Annotated in this window: 16 protein-coding genes; 10 read left to right on the plus strand and 6 right to left on the minus strand. The window is 43.4% G+C overall.

Annotated features, from left to right (window positions below):
• Position 1 precedes the first annotated feature (1 nt).
• On the minus strand, positions 2-718 hold the full coding sequence (locus tag AC1XUD_RS18835) for an SDR family NAD(P)-dependent oxidoreductase (protein WP_483362593.1): 717 nt from the start codon (positions 716-718) through the stop codon (positions 2-4).
• 320 nt (positions 719-1038) lie between these two features.
• Between AC1XUD_RS18835 and AC1XUD_RS18840 the strand changes: the two genes are divergently transcribed.
• Positions 1039-2235 (plus strand): MFS transporter, encoded by a 1197-nt coding sequence (locus AC1XUD_RS18840; protein WP_483362594.1) that lies wholly within the window; start codon positions 1039-1041, stop codon positions 2233-2235.
• A 31-nt stretch (positions 2236-2266) separates the two neighbouring features.
• Here AC1XUD_RS18840 and AC1XUD_RS18845 read toward each other — a convergent pair whose 3' ends face one another.
• Both AC1XUD_RS18845 and AC1XUD_RS18850 read right to left on the minus strand, forming a co-directional pair.
• Positions 2267-2737, minus strand: a complete 471-nt coding sequence (locus tag AC1XUD_RS18845; RefSeq protein WP_483362595.1) for a DUF6790 family protein — start codon at positions 2735-2737, stop codon at positions 2267-2269.
• Between the two features lie 167 nt (positions 2738-2904).
• Complete coding sequence (locus AC1XUD_RS18850; protein ID WP_483362596.1) at positions 2905-3126, minus strand: hypothetical protein; 222 nt, start codon at positions 3124-3126, stop codon at positions 2905-2907.
• Between the two features lie 350 nt (positions 3127-3476).
• Between AC1XUD_RS18850 and AC1XUD_RS18855 the strand changes: the two genes are divergently transcribed.
• Positions 3477-4580, plus strand: coding sequence for an alkaline phosphatase family protein (locus AC1XUD_RS18855; protein ID WP_483362597.1), 1104 nt, complete (start codon positions 3477-3479; stop codon positions 4578-4580).
• Between the two features lie 46 nt (positions 4581-4626).
• On the opposite strand, the gene AC1XUD_RS18860 is transcribed toward AC1XUD_RS18855, so the two are convergent.
• A complete protein-coding gene (locus AC1XUD_RS18860; protein ID WP_483362598.1) occupies positions 4627-5625 on the minus strand; it encodes an endonuclease/exonuclease/phosphatase family protein in 999 nt (332 codons plus the stop codon).
• A 269-nt stretch (positions 5626-5894) separates the two neighbouring features.
• On the opposite strand from AC1XUD_RS18860, the gene AC1XUD_RS18865 reads away from it, so the two are divergent.
• Genes AC1XUD_RS18865 through AC1XUD_RS18875 form a run of 3 tightly spaced genes read left to right on the plus strand, consistent with a single transcriptional unit; the run spans position 5895 to position 7511 of the window.
• Positions 5895-6497 (plus strand): GDSL-type esterase/lipase family protein, encoded by a 603-nt coding sequence (locus AC1XUD_RS18865; protein WP_483362599.1) that lies wholly within the window; start codon positions 5895-5897, stop codon positions 6495-6497.
• Positions 6498-6500: 3 nt separating this feature from the next.
• Positions 6501-7253: an esterase family protein gene (locus AC1XUD_RS18870; RefSeq protein ID WP_483362600.1), complete on the plus strand. Its 753-nt coding sequence runs from the start codon at positions 6501-6503 to the stop codon at positions 7251-7253.
• A 51-nt stretch (positions 7254-7304) separates the two neighbouring features.
• Positions 7305-7511: a hypothetical protein gene (locus tag AC1XUD_RS18875; RefSeq protein WP_483362601.1), complete on the plus strand. Its 207-nt coding sequence runs from the start codon at positions 7305-7307 to the stop codon at positions 7509-7511.
• Here the strand turns inward: AC1XUD_RS18875 and AC1XUD_RS18880 are convergent.
• Both AC1XUD_RS18880 and AC1XUD_RS18885 read right to left on the minus strand, forming a co-directional pair.
• Positions 7503-7916: a hypothetical protein gene (locus tag AC1XUD_RS18880; protein WP_483362602.1), complete on the minus strand. Its 414-nt coding sequence runs from the start codon at positions 7914-7916 to the stop codon at positions 7503-7505. The genes AC1XUD_RS18875 and AC1XUD_RS18880 overlap by 9 nt on opposite strands.
• A 39-nt stretch (positions 7917-7955) precedes the next feature.
• Positions 7956-8264, minus strand: a complete 309-nt coding sequence (locus tag AC1XUD_RS18885) for a hypothetical protein (RefSeq protein ID WP_483362603.1) — start codon at positions 8262-8264, stop codon at positions 7956-7958.
• Positions 8265-8364: 100 nt separating this feature from the next.
• Between AC1XUD_RS18885 and AC1XUD_RS18890 the strand changes: the two genes are divergently transcribed.
• From AC1XUD_RS18890 to AC1XUD_RS18910, 5 genes are all read left to right on the plus strand, one after another.
• Positions 8365-8892 (plus strand): hypothetical protein, encoded by a 528-nt coding sequence (locus tag AC1XUD_RS18890; protein WP_483362604.1) that lies wholly within the window; start codon positions 8365-8367, stop codon positions 8890-8892.
• 440 nt (positions 8893-9332) lie between these two features.
• Positions 9333-11024, plus strand: a complete 1692-nt coding sequence (locus tag AC1XUD_RS18895) for a DUF4331 domain-containing protein (protein ID WP_483362733.1) — start codon at positions 9333-9335, stop codon at positions 11022-11024.
• A gap of 24 nt (positions 11025-11048) precedes the next feature.
• Positions 11049-13355 carry a DUF4331 family protein gene (locus tag AC1XUD_RS18900; RefSeq protein WP_483362605.1) on the plus strand — a complete coding sequence of 769 codons (2307 nt, stop codon included), beginning with the start codon at positions 11049-11051 and terminating at the stop codon, positions 13353-13355.
• Positions 13356-13460: 105 nt separating this feature from the next.
• Entirely contained in the window at positions 13461-14771 is a 1311-nt protein-coding gene (locus AC1XUD_RS18905; RefSeq protein ID WP_483362606.1) for a tetratricopeptide repeat protein, read from the plus strand.
• A gap of 93 nt (positions 14772-14864) precedes the next feature.
• Positions 14865-17123 (plus strand): TonB-dependent receptor, encoded by a 2259-nt coding sequence (locus AC1XUD_RS18910; protein ID WP_483362607.1) that lies wholly within the window; start codon positions 14865-14867, stop codon positions 17121-17123.
• Positions 17124-17126: the final 3 nt, after the last annotated feature.

Consider the following 17126-nt stretch of genomic DNA (forward strand, 5'->3'; position numbering starts at 1 on the left):
GTTATATAGATTTTAGTTTACCCAAGCCACCGTCAATGCCAATTACCTGTCCCGTGATCCAATTGCTGTCTTCTGAAAGTAAAAAAGCAATGGCACGGCTAATATCCTCGGGCTGACCATATTTTGCAATTGGATGTCTTTTTGCGGAGGCTTCTCTTTTTTCCGGAGAACTCAGTAATTGCTGAGCCATCGGAGTGTCTGTCAGAGACGGGGCTACTACATTCACGCGTATCCGGTGAGGGGCGAGTTCGGCGGCAAGCGATAGCGCGAGACCCTCAACAGCACCTTTTGCGGCAGATATGCTGGCATGAAATGGCATTCCGATTTTAACCGCAACAGAACTGATGAGTACAACCGAAGCTCCTGATACACTTTTTAATTGCGGAAGCGACTGCTGAATAACCTGCGCCGCGCCCAAAACATTGATCCGGTAATCATTCAGGAAATCATCGGTCGTGAGCCTGTTAAACGGTTTTAGATTGATACTGCCAACGGAGTAGACGAGGCCATGCAACTGATCTGGTAGAAAGGACCGTAAAGATTCCATGCTGCTGGTCACGTCGACCTGTAGCTGTTGAACACTCTTGGGTAAAGCCATGGATTTTGTACGCGAGATCGTATAAATATTAGCATTGGTTTCAGTTAAAAGGTGGACCAGTGACAGGCCAATCCCGGAGCTCCCGCCGACAACCAGGATATTTTTTTCTTTAAAATTCATCGTCAATTCTATTTAGAAATTAATTTTTGATATGATATACGATGATCGTACCATTAACGCTAGTTAATTTGAAAATAAATCGCAGAATAGCAGTGTAATTTTTAAAATGAGGGCGAAATTGGCGTAATTCCGGAGACCCGAGGAGGGTAACCGGGGTCTCGTTTGGGAACGATTGATTACTTTTTATTTAGAAAACGTGATTGCTCTTGTCCGTATCAACACCTGAGGTTGTCCGTATTACACCGTTTGTTTTTATCTCCCCTTCATTAGATTTGCACCCAGATATTGTCCCGCCACCAGGAAACCTATCCGTATTATTCATGAAAATGAAACCAACCGAGTTCATTGCACTGTCTGCCTGCACAATGACCCTGACAGCTCTTGGCATTGATATCATGCTTCCCGCTTTGGGTGCTCTCAGAATTCATTTCGGCCTGGACCCTCAGTCTACGGAAACGTCGCAAGTTATTTCCTTCTTTTTCATGGGCCAGATAGCCCAAATTATTTTTGGCGTGCTTTCTGATCGTTTCGGAAGGCTTCCCATATTGAAGATTGGTTTTCCGCTATATATTATTGGCGGATTAGCTGCGGCTTTTGCTCCAAACTTACCGGTTATGCTTGCGGCTCGATTTTTGGCCGGAGTAGGGGCATCAGCAGTATTGATGACTACTATTGCCGGCGTTCGGGATCGGTTTGTCGGGGATCAGATGGCCCGTATCATGTCGCTAGTTTTCACGATATTCCTTTTTACACCGATCATAGCGCCCTTTTTGGGAATAGCTATACTATCAATGTCGACTTGGCAGTCGGTATTTCTGACGCCGCCGCTGTTTGCAGTTTTTGTATTTGTCTGGTCGTTACGTCTGGAAGAGTCGTTGCCTCTGGAGCAGCGCGTGAAGTTGAATTGGAGAAGTGGCGTAAAAGCCGCTGGCAGTATTGTAAGTAACCGGATTTTTCTGCGATATACAGGTATATCAACCCTGCTTTTTATGGCGTTGAGTTCTTACGTAGCAAGTTCGGAGCATATCGTTGGAGAGATATATCACAAGCCGGAAATGTTCCCCTGGATTTTCGCTGGTATTGGGTTGCTCATGTCTTTATGCTCGCTCTTAAATTCCCGGCTTTCGATCAGATTCGGCGCTCGCCAAACCATCAAATGGCTGCTTGGTATTTATACGATGATCGCTACTATTTTACTTCTATATACATATACTTTTGGCGATCCGCCTGCCATATTTGTATTTTTTACGGGTATTGCCCTTTTGATGGCTATCAATCTGGCCATCGAACCCAATAGTAGTGCATTGAGTTTAGAACAAATGGGCCATATGGCGGGAATGGCTTCCGCGATTTACGGAACCCTTTTCTTTTTCATCGGGTCTACCCTCGGATCAGTTATTAACAATTTTATGGCAACCAGTGTTATCCCGCTTGTTGTGAGCCTTTTTCTGGTGGGGATATTCAGTTTGATGCTGGCATTGACAGATCGTCGCCAGCCTGAGGCACACCACGTGTGAAACAATGCTTGTTTTGGAAGGCCGGTTCCTGTTAACCAAGCCCATATTGAATGAAATAAGTCAACAGAACTGCGAAGATCAACAGGTCAGTCCATAGCGCGAATTTTTCATTGGCACTAACGGGTTTTTTGATCATGTGTTGCAACCCTGCTATACCAAAATAAATACCACTGGCGAATGTGCTCACCATTCGCCATTCAGGTTTCCAAAGTGCAATGATACCGACGAGGCCAAAGCAAAAATTCGCAAACCCCAGCTCCCGAACAATCGGAGAGCTTTCAGGATTGTGTATATGAAAGATTTCCTGAGCTGTAAAAGCAGGTTTGATCGACTGCTGAAGTCCGGCAACGAAGAGCCGAAGCCCTACCGCTGAAAAAATGAACCATTTGCAGAATAGCTGGAAAGATAACGCTACATTATCAGCCAGGTATTCTGCGATAAGTCCAACCACAGGGATGATAAACGTCATTAAAGAAACACTGACCAGATATTTCTTGCTCATAGTTTTTTCCCTGCAGTTTATGTCGTCAAGAATAATCTTTTTCTATAAGAAATTTGGTCGTGTGGATGAATAATGCATGGACGAAATTATTATTAATTGTTACAAAAAAATACCCACCCAATGTTCATCGGGGGGTAACGTTATGGTTTAATTTGGGGCAAATTGAATTATAATGCCGCCACTGCATCCTTCTTAATTGCCTTTGCTTTCTTTTTCGCTTTTTTAAGTTTCTTGTCGGCTTTTAAAGCAATCTTGGAAATCTTTTTTGCCAAATTTTCAGCGGATTTGGTAACTGCTTTGGTTACGCTTTTCGATTGCCCGCCAGACTCACTCAATTTGCTTAGTATAACTTCGGTGAGACTTATGGATAGCGCTTTTTTGTCTTTCATGATGATTGGATAATAGCTTTGGGAGATAAATCTAATCTTTACTTGTCGAAAAGTAATATTAAGTTTTTTGATCCTACGGGATTTGGCTTGATGAAAAGCGATGCGATGATTCTCGAAAGGGCTTGATTCTTCAAATCAAGGAAAAATCGAATGGTGAACTTCGTTTTGTAAGTGACTTAATATCAATACTATACGAATACCAGTGGCGTAGCTTTGAAAACCATCTTAATATTCACACTACGATAATAAATACTTAACCTACTAATCCGGAAGACAATCGTTTCTTGCATGGGAAGGGATTATAAAATCTATTGACCTTCGCCTGACTTTTTCAAATCAACCGAAGTTGCATGAGAATCATCCTGTTTTTTGTATTGATGGTAATTAATAGTTGCGTCATATATGCCCAAGAGAACAAGACCAGAAATATCGTGATGATTTCTATCGACGGATACCGGTGGCAGGAGCTTTTTAATGGGGCAGATTCGACGTTGCTGTTTGACCGCAAATTTACCAAACAGGATCAGGCGACGATGGTTCGTAAATATTGGGCAACATCGCAGGAAGAAAGGAGGCAAAAATTGATGCCGTTTTTTTGGGCGAAGATCGCGAACGAGGGGCAACTATATGGGAACCGCGACTACGGAAATTGGGTGAATGTCAGAAACCGATACAGATTTTCATACCCTGGAAGAAGCGAAACATTGTGCGGCTATTTTGACCCCGAAATCAACAGCAATAATTATCCGGATAATCCCAATGAAAACATTCTCGAGTTTTTAAATCGCCAGGAAGAGTTTGAGGGGCAGGTAGTTACATTTTCTTCCTGGGAAGCACTTACGCGAATACTGAATAGGAACAGAAATAAAATGTTGGTAAATGTTCCCGGTGAAAGTCTGGAAGGTGTCGGGTTGACCGATATGCAATTGTTATCCAATGAGTTGCAGCATTATATGCCGGAGCGTTTTGGAAATGGAAGCCGTGATGACGTTCATACCTATGCGCTGGCGAAGTCATATATCAAAGCCAGACATCCGAAAGTCGTTCACCTTGATTTTGGTGACACGGATAACTATGGACATGCGGGCCGATACGATTCTTATCTGGATGCTGCTCACTATCTGGACGCTATGATCGGCAGGCTTTGGGAGGATATGCAGGCAGACGACTTTTATAAAAATAATACCACATTTTTGATATATCCTGACCACGGCAGGGGTACAAATAAGAATTGGACAAATCACGGTTTTTGGGCAACCAAATCTGGCGAAACATGGTTACTGGCTCTCGGCCCTGATACACCCGCCGATGGCGAAATGAAAGCAAAAATGCAGCTATATCAGGATCAATTTGCCCAAACTATCGCCAATTTATTGGGGTTCAACTTTGCCGCAAATCACCCCATCGGAGAAGCCATCCCGACAATAGATACTCGCCCTATCACAGCCAGATGAATCAGGATGAGTGATATGAACACGCTCTCACTATATCATTTGCTCATTAATTTGCCGCAAGAATATCCTTATCAACCTGTACGTCATTCAGCTTCCAGTTAAAAACCAGACTTACCGGATGGTGATCAGAAAGCGGGCGGCCGGAATTGTTGGTAAACAGCTCGTTTTCAAGCTTATATTCAGAAGGTATAAAGCTGATCCGGTCGCTGCTTCGGTATAGGATTTTGTCGATGGATTCCGAATCGTTTTTCAAATTCAGTATATCGCTTGCTGGCAGCTGTTTGATGGAGACTGGAAGAATGTCGTTATGCAGGAGCGTCAACCATGCATCTTTAAGTGAATTGGCAGTAAGCAGATTTTGAACGTTGTCATAGTAATATCCGAAATGCGCATTCAAATCCCCCATCACAATCACCGCCTCGCCTTTGGAGTGGGCATTGATAAACTCCGAAAGCTGAAGGATATTCTTTCTCCTTGCTTCCGCCGCGCTCAAATGATTATAGGCGTTTGCATGTACGTTATATAAATCCACAAACACGTTTTTGGCAATTTCCAGTCTCGAATACGTAAATCCTTTTGGCGTAAGACAATCAGCGCCGGTGCAGTTATTCCATGGTATGCGTTGGAGTTGACTTACGGGATATTTGGATAATGTATTTAACCCATCTCCAAAAGGCACCCCGCCCTTGGTCTGCGTTCGAAATGGATGGTGATTGCCCGAATTGTACAGATATTTGGTATAGTTGAAGTCCTCCTGAACGTTCACGATGTCAAATCGGTTGACTCTTCTACCAATTTCAGCAATGCTGGGAGCACGTTTGGTAGCTGCGCTGGATATGAATTCCGGTAAGCCAGCGATATTATATGTCAGCACCGTGAATTGACCGGAACTTATGTTGCCCGATTCCCAATTCAGGCAGGAATCTGTTGGTTCGTTTCGATCTGAATCTGAGATTTCGAAGCTAAACGCTGATGAAAGAAGCAGCAGAAAAGCCAGCAGGAATTGGGTGAGAAATCTTCTGTTGCGGGTAGACTTCCGTATCATATGGGGTGGTTTGGTTTCTCAAAATTAATCCCGCAATGTGACCCCGCTTGTGCTTGTAGGTTAAGATTTTATTATGTTTAAAATGTAACACTACGGGACATCAGGATTGCATTCTTCCGCCGCAATATTTGTCTATCAGGACTTCCACATCTTCAAAATTTCTTAAAATGAGCCACATCCTGATTAACATTTAGTTCACATATGGTAAGTATCTTTAAGAAACTATGGACTGCAACAAATTTTAAACCGTTTCGCTAATTGCAATTAATATGAACTGGTATGAGGATGAAGTTCAACGCGTGGAGAAGGAATCGAAAAATCTGCGATATGAGCCGGAAGTGGTATTTTATGGAAGTTCGAGCATAAATCTCTGGGGTACTTTATATACGGATTTCGAAGACATAAAACCGATTAATCTGGGTTTTGGTGGCTCGACCTTGGCCGCCTGTACATGGTTTTTTGACCGGATATTTGCGCAGATCAGTACCGCCAAAGCCATAGTTATTTATGCGGGAGATAATGATTTGGGAGATGGTCGTGATCCCATTGAAGTATACCTTTATTACAGGCAATTGATAGGGCTGATTCGGGAAAAATATGGCAAAGTGCCTTGCTTTTTTATCAGTATCAAACCGAGTTTACATCGTTGGGAGATCATTTCGAATATCAAAGCAGCAAACCGGCTGATCTCCGAAGAAATAAGTAAGGATCCCCAGCAACATTATATCGACATTTTTGAAGCAATGCTGAACGAAAAGGGTACTCCGTCCAAACTTTTGTTCGAACAGGATGGATTGCATCTCAGCACGTTGGGATATGATGTATGGAAAGAAATGGTAAAAAAATCACTCAACACGGTATGTAATCTTTGAAAAATGGTAACCTCTCAAATTTCGGAAGAAGTAGTTCGGGAATATCAGAAGTGGTTTAGCCCAGCTCTGAACAGACACATGGAAATGTTGATTTTTGGCCATGAAGGAACACCCATATTGTTTTTCCCGACCCGTTCTGCACGTTTCTATGACTTGGAAAACTGGAAAATCATCGACGCGATGAGCGAGAAAATAGCTTCGGGTCAAGTTCAGATATTTTGTGTGGATAGTGTTGATATGGAGAGTTTTTATTCAAATATCCCGCCGCATCAAAGAATTCTCAGGCATATGCAGTACGAACGATATTTGATAAAGGAGGTAATCCCGTTCATACGAAAGCGGAACAAAAACCGTGAATTAACAGTCGCAGGCTGCAGTCTGGGTGGTTATCATGCGATGAATCTGGGGCTGAAACATCCGACCATTTTCGGCAAGATTGTCGGTATGAGTGCGCGATACGACCTTACACAACCGCTGCCATACTTTGCCGATCTTTTTGACGGATACTACGACGAGAATATCTATTATAATATGCCGAATCACTTTGTGCCCCGGATTAATGACAAAAAGTTGGTTGGACAATTGAGAAATATAGATATAACTATCGTGATCGGCAGGGATGATGCGTTTCTTTCTGATAATCAAAAACTTAGCTCGTCGTTACAAAATATTGGCGTGCCTCATAACATGTATATATGGGAAGAAGAGGCGCATCGGCCGCGTTACTGGCGACAAATGGTGAACCTGTATCTATAAACTACAATTCGTATTTCCTTATAATAACATTGAAAATATAACAGGAACCCAATGAGCATCGACAGAAGTTCTCTTGAAACCAAAATCGCAGAAGTTGTACAGAATAGCCTTTCAGATGACCGTAAACTATCAAAAAAAGCCATAGTGAAAATACAGAAATCGGCACGAAAGCTATCGGAAAGACTGCTGGAAATCTTTGAAAAAGAAGACAAAAAATTGGCAAAAAAGGCATTAGGCGAGGAAGACACGTCAGAATAGACCTGCCTCTAATTTTAACTCGGTTCTTGACCTGCTACTTTTGGCCTGATATATGATCTGAGCCTCCTTAAGCTGAGGAGCGATATCAATTTTTTTTGTAAAAACTGCATTCAGATTTCCAGCCGGGATCCTGATTGAATCTGAATGACTCAGCGTTCGGTTGTCTCCATTGTTGTAAATCAAATTTAGTCTCAGCATGTAATCTTCGCTGGAGCTTCCATCCACCTTTATGATCAACTTTTCGTTATCCAGGTCTCCGGATCGAACTTCGAGCGTATCCGAAGTTTGTGGACTGATGATCATTCTGCTTGTATAATGCGGATTGATGAAATAGTATAGAATGCCCGGCACTATAACAATCGCCATAAAAGCGACTGCGATCCATTCTTTGTTGCTTAACCACATATTTACGATAGTTATGTACGGAGGGTATGATTTGCGATATCAATTGGAAGATTTTACATCAGTGCCTGTCAAACGCTGGAATTCCCTAATTGTCTTTCTTAGCTGCTTTTGCTTGATGCCGCTATATTTGATCTGAAGCGATTTTGATTCATTTGAATTCAGCCTTTTTAATTTCCAGTATTTTGGATGAGCAACACCGATCGGTGGATGAAAATTTTCTTCTTTCGGTTCTTTGATCAGAACCTCAATTTCAGGTTCGCTTAGCAAAAGGTCTGAGGTCGACTGCGCTTTCGCAATAACCTTAACGGATCGTCCCGTTTCAAGGGTGAACGTTTTTTCGTGGATCATGGTGGTATATCATTACTGCTGCAAAGTTAATCATTGGAAGACGCGATGTGATTGATTAACAATAAGATAATACTGCATTGCTGGAGTACTGGTAAACCATATGTGCGCCAGTTTCCCGTCAGACCATAAGCAGTTTGACGCGAAGGATTGCCTGTTGATTTCGCTTATCAATTTCTTAACAAGTAGCCTGCCAGGAACATATAGCAAATCCTATATATTTGTGAAAAGCCATGACCTTATGAAAAACTGTTTGATGATCGGTATTCTTCTTTGTGCATCTGTAAATGCCTTTGCTCAAATTATGGTAGGGAAAGTCGATATCAATGAGCTGGACAGTGTTCAGGTGGTGGAGGTATTTGTTGAACGGAGCTCCGCCATCAAATCTGTGGATGTATATGTTGATTACGGGCAAAACGACAATTCTAATTACGCTACTATTGGTGTACGCAATGCCAATCAACGAATCATGGATCCCTCGACCAATACCAGAATGGTGTTCAGATCGACCGCATCGGTGATTAATTTTATAGAGAGAAACGGCTGGGAACACTATGAAAGTGCGGTGCTTAAAGATGGCAACCGGGTAGGTATGTTTTACTATTTCAAAAGAAAGAATCTAAAAAAATAGCGTGGTATATTAATTCTATTTCACGCCTGAATTTCCCGTCCTAATGCTTCCAGCTTCTGGTTGTTCCTGATTTTCTCAAAATACTGGGTTTCTCTTCGGAGAATAGTATCTCACTCTGTACATCCGAATTATACCTGCGGCGATCAAATTCAAATCTGCGACGGTCATTGGTTATACGTTTTATTTTGAGAATAATACAATAAAATCGATCTAAAAATCAATTTATCTCGTAAGTCTAGATGTCTTAGACAAATATGGTTGTAAGTCAGCGCTGGCAATACTGGCACTGACATGTGCTCCTCTTTGTAGGAGAATATATCGTGCGCTCTAGTTTTTTATCCGTTAATCCCTTTTTTATATTTAAACACGTCTACATTATGCACATTTCTTCGTTTCGCTTGAGCCGGCTCAGGACTGGATTCCTTTGTTGTGCGCTACTGATGGCATGCGAAATCGGCTACGCCTCCAGCCACAGGGAAGCTCCGCTTATTTCAAACGACCCGCTGGCAGACAATACCGATGTTTATGCTTTCAAAAGCCCCGATGACCCCAACAGTATTACGATTATCGCCAATTACATTCCTTTTGAATCACCTGAAGGAGGACCGAATTACTACAACTTCGGTACAAATGTTCGTTACGAGATTCACATTAAAAACAAAACCACAACTGCAGGCGACGATATCACGTATCGTTTTACATTCTCACGGGAAGATGAAGATCCTTCAACATTTTTCAACATCCGCTTAGGTAAACAGAACGGAAAAACAACCTACCGTTGCGAAAAAAGCATGGATGGCGGAATGTCATTTGTAACAATTGTGGCCAATGGAATAGTACCGCCACCCAATATTGGCCCACGTTCTATTGAGGGCGCTGTCGGTTTAGGAGCGGCCGATTACAATTCCCTTGTTGAGGGAGCGATTGCAACAGCCTCAAGCGGCGAAAAAGTATTCGCCGGACCAGTTGACGATCCATTCTTTGTAGATCTGGCAGGTGCTTTTGATGTAGGGAATTTCAGACCGGAAGGCAATTCCACCAATGCGCCCAAAGACGGTCTCAGCAGATTTAATGTTCATAGCATCGCGATCAAAGTGCCGGTTAATTTGCTTCAGAAGGATGGAAAAGGGATGGACGCGGCAAAAAATATCCTTGATCCAGACTATGTAATTGGTGTTTGGGCATCCGCTAGCAGGCAGATGATCAAAACTTTGTACAATGAAGGAGATGTTGGGCACGATGGTGAATATGTTCAGGTTTCTCGCCTGGGTATGCCTCTGACAAACGAAGCGGTAATTCCGATTGGGATGAAAGACAGATGGAACGCCACAAGCCCGTATAATGGTGAAGATCTTCAGTTTGCCAAATATTTTACCAATCCGGAATTGGCGCTTTATATGGATGATTCTCAGTTTGGAGGAGCCGTTCCATCTTTAAATGCGCTTAGAATTCAATCTAATTCACTGGGGGCGTTCGATTTTCGCAATGGAAAACCAGGCTTGTATGGTTTGAAAGGAAATGCTGCTCTGGATGGAACTGCGCTTGCAGAAGCTGCTTTTGGAGGGGTATTGTTGCCAGACAATGCAAGCCCGCGTGCTGTGGATCTTTTACCAATATTTTATACCGGAGTGCCGAATCTCATCCCATACCAATTGGCAACCGGCAAAAATAACAACCCGTTAGCGGCCGGTAAGCCGTTCATTCATAACTTCTTACCAACGCTTGGCGATATGCTGCGGTTGAATATGGCAGTTCCTGCAACTCCTCGCAATGATCCGAAATTCAGTTCGCTCGGTTTGGTTGGAGCAGCCGTATTAGGTATCACCGATGCAGCATATAACACAAATACAGATTTGCAATGGATACCTAATATGGATGGATTTCCTAACGGACGCAGGTTGGAAGATGACGTCACGACGATCGAACTTCAGGCTGTTTCCGGTGTGGTGCTCGCGGCTGTAGGCTTATTCTACGACGATGCTACTGCGGAAGCTCCGGTATCTCCTGCTTTGGTAAGCGTGCTGTCATTCACATCCGGGCCGACTAAAAATGACGTTGCGCTGAAAGCGACGTTCCCGTATGTGCAAAATCCGTGGAGAGGATATGACTACGAAGAGAAGGCCAGATTTTAAGCTCAAATTATAAAAATCGTATTTATGAAAAATATTATATATCTGGTTGGGGTACTCGCATGCATATGTCTGGCTCCCTATCAATCTCAGGCTTCTTCTCACCGGGAGGCACCGCTGATTTCAACTGATCCGCTGGCTGACAACACCGATGTGTATGCGTTCAAAAGCCCGATCGACAAAGAGAATATCGTGTTGGTTGCCAACTACATTCCATTCGAGCATCCTGCGGGTGGACCAAACTGGACTTCGTTCGGAGAAAATATCCGATATGAAATTCACGTAGACAACAACGCAGGGACCGCCGGAGCGGATATCGTATATAGATTTACGTTCAAGAAAATGAACGAAGATCCATCGACGTTTTTCCTCATTCGTCTGGGAAAAGAAAATCTTAAAACTACCTACACTTGCGAACGCAGTATGGACGGTGGAAACAGTTTTACGACCATTATCGAAAATGGAATCGTACCACCGCCTCATATTGGCCCACGGTCAATTGATAACAAAACAGTTGGTTTAGGTTCCAGTTATGAGCAATTGGTTGAAAAGGCTATCATGACTGCCAGCACAGGTGAAAAGATATTTGCAGGACCGGTTGATGATCCGTTTTTTGTTGATCTGGGCGGTATTTTTGATTTGGGTAACGTAAGAAAAGAAGGCGCGAGAGACGGTGTTGCAAAATTCAATTGTCATTCAATTGTGATTGAGGTACCCGTGGCGACCTTACAAAAGAACCATAAAACTGTAGCTCAGGCTGCTAATATATTGGATGGTGATTATGTCATCGGAGTATATGCATCCGCTAGTCGCCGCAAGATTACTACGCTTTATGGTGGTGGAGATATAGGATATGATGGTGATTGGGTTCAGGTTTCGCGTTTGGGAATGCCTTTAACCAACGAAGCGATTATCCCGGTTGGGATGAAAGACAAATGGAATGCAATGAAACCTTCGCAGGATCTTCAGTTTGCCAAGTATTTCACAAATCCTGAACTGGCGTTGTATATGGATGATTCTCAGTTCGGAACAGCAGTGCCGGGATTGAGCGCGCTTCGCATCCAAACCAAATCTTTAGGTGCTTTTGATTTCCGGAATGGCAAGCCAGGACTTTACGGTTTGAAAGGAAACGCGGCGCTGGACGGAACAGCTTTGGCTGAGGCTGCTTTTGGAAGCGTTTTGCTACCAGATGCCATGAGTCCAAGGGCAGTTGATATCCTTCCTATATTCTATACCGGGGTGCCTAATTTACGTCCATATCAATTGGCTACTGGCAAAAACGGCGATCCACTTGCAGAAGGAAAACCATTTATCAATAACTTCCTTCCAACACTTGGTGACTGGCTTAGATTGAATATGGCAGTACCTGCTACTCCCCGTGATGATCCGAAATTCAGCTCGTTGGGTCTTGTTCAGGCGGCAGCACTTGGGTTGACAGATCCGGCATATAATCAGAATAAAGATCTTCAATGGATTCCGAATATGGATGGCTTTCCAAATGGACGTCGTTTGGAAGATGATGTTACAACCATTGAGCTGCAGGCAGTTGGCGGTGTAGTATTGGCTGCGATTGGTCTATGGTACGACGATTTTACACCTCAGGTAACTGAAAGTCCGGTGACTCCAAATTTATTGAGTGTTTTGACTTTCAACGCCGGTGTTACTAAGAACGACACAACTTTAAAGGCAGTTTTTCCATATGAACAAAATCCATGGCCAGGTTTCCGGGGAAATAGCTATGAGGGCACCGTAGTCGAAACTCCAAAACCGATGATGCTAGCAGCAATTGTTGAAAATTATGAATGCAGCACAGGCATGATCACTTTCGGAACGACAGGCGCTGATCCAAATAAAATAATTGAATATTCAGCGGCCGGTGTGGTGAATGGCGTTTGGGGGACAAGCAAAATGCGGATGATTGAGCAAGAGCTGCTTAGGGATAATAACAGCCGCAGTATATTGGTTGTAAAGGCTCGTTATCAGGGAGATCCGGCATCAGAGGTAAGCACCGATTTTGATTTCCGTAAGCCTTGTCAGTCGAATATGAGGTTGGGATTATCAATTGGCGAAACTCAGTCGGAGCCTCTCAGCGCATACGTAATGGGTAATCCTACGACGAACGACGAAGTGGTGATCCAGATCAAAGGTGCAGCCGGTCAGAAAGTGCAAATTGACCTGGCTAACAGCAGAGGGCAGGTTATCGGACAGCAAGTGGTAGGACGCGCCTCTGCAGCTGAACAGCGGTCGGTTAAACTCGGCAAATCAAGCGGTTTCTACTACATCCGGGTGAGCACTGCCACTAATAAGTACACGATTAAAGTATTACGTTATTAAAAATTAAACCATTGCGGGTTTTGTCGGCCGGAGGGAGGTTGAGGTTATTGTAAAATGTAGCTTTTATTAACCTCTGGCTGTTTTTAACTTTTAACATCCTGTTTCATGAAAAAGCACCCAATATTGTCACGAATTATGTTTTGCCTGATTGCGGCGTCGTTAGCGATGTTACAGCTGAGTTGCGATGAAAAGAAAAAGTCCGAAACCGCAGAAAGCAAGTCAGTCAGCATGGATATTCCGCCATTATACGAACGTCAGGGTACGCTGGCAAAGGCTGAAGAATGGCAGAAAACGAAGCTCAGGGTCAATGACCTAACTAAAAAAATTAAAGAAAATCCAAGTGATATTAAGGCAAGATTGCAGGTGGTTGTCATTTATTTGTCAGAAGCTCGAATTACCGGAGAGCATCCATATTACTACCCGGCGGTATTGAAAATTCTGGACGGAGTGTTGGCAATGGATCCGAAGAATTTTGAAGCTACCACTTTTAAAGCTTCTGTGAAGATGTCGCAGCACCAGTTTTCGGAAGCGAGAAGGTTGGCCGAAAAGGCTCGTCAGATTAACCCGAATAATGCATACGTATATGGCGTATTGGTCGATGCCAATGTCGAATTGGGTGATTATGAGCAGGCCGTGATTATGTCGGACAAAATGCAGGAGTTAAAACCTTCTCTGGAAGCCTATTCCCGTGCGTCCTATTTGCGTGAAATTTATGGCAACTATCCCAGCTCGATAGCGGCAATGAAGCTGGCGGTTCAGGCGGGATTGCCAGGATCGGAACCTTACTGCTGGAGTAAAAATACACTTGGTCATTTATACGAAACCACCGGGCAACTCAATGAAGCAGAGCGTCAATATGATGAAATTTTGATTATGCGCCCTAGTTATGCCTTTGCACTACGTGGAAAAGGCCAGGTATATAAAGCGAGAAAGGAATATGGAAAGGCATTGGCGGAATTGGAAAAAGCGGCTAAAATAATGCCTGAATTTTCTTTCCATGAAGAAATGGCCGACATCTATGCACTGCAGGGCGAAAAAGAAAAAGCAGCTAAAAAGTATGCAGAAGTGGTGAAGATGCTAGATGAAGATGCCATGTCGGGCCACGCTGTTGATCTGGAACTATGTAAACTATATACCAAAACCGGGCAACTGGATTCAGCATTGGAATATGGGCTTAAAGAGTACAAAAGAAGACCGAAGAATATCGATGTCAATCATGCCCTTGCCTGGGTTTATTACAAGAGAAAGGAAAATAGCGTAGCCCTTGAACATATCAATATAGCATTGCGTACAGGCAGTAAGGAGCCGGAATTACTTCAGATGGCAAGTGCTATTCAGCTGGCAGTTGGCAATAAGGCTACAGGTGAAAAGCTGGCTGCGCAGGCGAAGAAAACAAATCCGTCATTTGTTTTGTAGTTGAAATCGATTTCATAAAATCAGCCGATATGAGTTTCTTTGCGGATTATGGGCTAATGAAAGGGATGTTTTGATAAAGTTTATATTACAAAAATGAAGAAATATCTACTCACTATTTGCTGGCTGTTAATTGCTTTTCAGGCATTTGCGCACCTTGGAAATATTTCTGGAACGGTGTTTGATCACAACAGTAATCTTCCTTTATCTGGCGTGACGGTTCAGCTTTCAGGGCTTGGAAAGTCGACCTATACCAACGAATTGGGTCAATATAGATTTGAGGGTCTGGTCGCCTCTGAGTATAAAATTGAATTGTCTCACGTCGGATTTAATACGGAGATTATCAGGTTGATAGTTCAGGATAACCAAACGGTTTTTGCAAAAACTGAGCTGACAGGGTCAGAAGTCAAACTGAATGAGGTTTTGATATCATCTCAAAAAGCGCATGACCAGCAATTGATCAGCAGCCTGGATATCAAGCTGAGACCAATTACCAATTCTCAGGAAATCCTGCGCATGGTGCCCGGACTTTTTATCGGTCAGCATGCCGGTGGTGGGAAGGCAGAGCAGATATTTTTACGTGGTTTTGATTTGGATCATGGAACAGATATTCGCCTGACAGTCGACGGAATGCCGGTCAATATGGTTTCTCACGCCCACGGACAGGGTTATGCGGATCTTCATTTTGTGATACCGGAGATGGTGCAGGGTGTGGATTTCAAAAAAGGGCCATATAACGCGGAGAAAGGAAATTTTACAACAGCCGGATGGGTTGACTTTCGTACGAAAGATGCGTTGGATCGATCTTTTGTAAAATTGGAAGCTGGGCAGTATGACAGTTATCGCGCTGTTGCAGGGATCGATTTGCTGGGTCAAAAGGCAAAAGCTAATGGTCAGTCTGCCTATGTCGCTTCTGAATATTCTTTCACGAATTCCTATTTTGAAAATCCCCAGAATTTCAACAGGTTTAATATCATGGGCAAATACCATGGTCATATCGCCCCAAACACATATATGACCTTGACCGGCTCTACTTTTTGGAGTAAATGGAATCACTCAGGACAAATTCCCGACCGAGCATATGAATCCGGCCAGATCGGTTTTTTCGGTTCGATTGATCCCTCAGAAGGAGGGGAGACCAGTCGTACCAACTTCAATGCGCAGTTTGTTACGGTTACACCTCAGAACTTTGTCGTTAAGAACCAGGCTTTTTACAGCAATTACAACTTCGAACTGTTCTCGAATTTCACCTTTTTTCTGGAAGATAGTATCAACGGAGATCAGATCAGGCAAAGGGAAAAACGGAATTTATTTGGCTATAACGGAAGTGTATCAAAACAGGTTTTTTGGGGCAAAACGCAGTGGACCACAACGGCAGGGTTGCAATACAGACAGGATATAACCAGCGGTTCCGAACTTTCTCATACCAAAAACAGGACAGAAATATTGCAGCGTAACCAATATGGAAATGTAAATGAGTTGAACGCGGGCGCATATCTGGATGAATTAGTTCAGGTTAACGACCGGTTTACGATCAATGCTGGAGTGAGAATAGATTATTTTCGTAACCAGTATAAGGACCTGCTTGGTCAGCCCATCAATACAAAACATGCCCAGGATGCGATTGTCTCGCCGAAGCTGAATTTCTATTACACCTTTAATCCGCGGTTTCAGTTATATCTTAATTCAGGAAAAGGTTTCCATTCCAATGATACGAGGGTAGTGGTTCCGCAAGGTGGAAAACAGATTTTGCCCGGGGCATATGGGTCCGACCTTGGCTTCATATTGAAACCTACTCCGAAAATATTGATCAATTTCGCTGCGTGGTATTTATGGCTGCAGCAGGAATTTGTCTATGTAGGCGATGCGGGCGTGATCGAACCAAGTGGCAAGTCGAAAAGACAGGGTCTGGATCTTTCAGTTCGTTATCAAATCTCAAAAATTTTATACGCCGATGTTGATATCAGCACCGCGAAACCAAGGGCTATTGGCGAGATGGAGGGCATGAACTATTTACCACTCGCGCCACTCTTTACGTCAACCGGGGGGATCGTGGCGCAAATGGCCAATGGATTCAGCGGATCATTAAGATATCGCTATATGGCCAACAGGCCAGCCAATGAGGATAATTCCATTGTTGCAAAAGGATACTTCGTGACTGATGCACAGATCAATTACTCAAAAAAGAGATATAATGTAGGATTATCGGTTCAAAACTTGTTCAATACACGTTGGAAAGAAACACAATTTGACACAGAAAGCCGTCTGAAAGGAGAGAGCCAGCCAGTCGAGGAAATACATTTCACGCCAGGAACTCCATTCTTTGCGAGGCTGAGTCTTACGGTGTTTTTTTGATTG

The sequence above is a fragment of the Dyadobacter sp. HNCC25DJ184 genome (assembly GCF_056895215.1).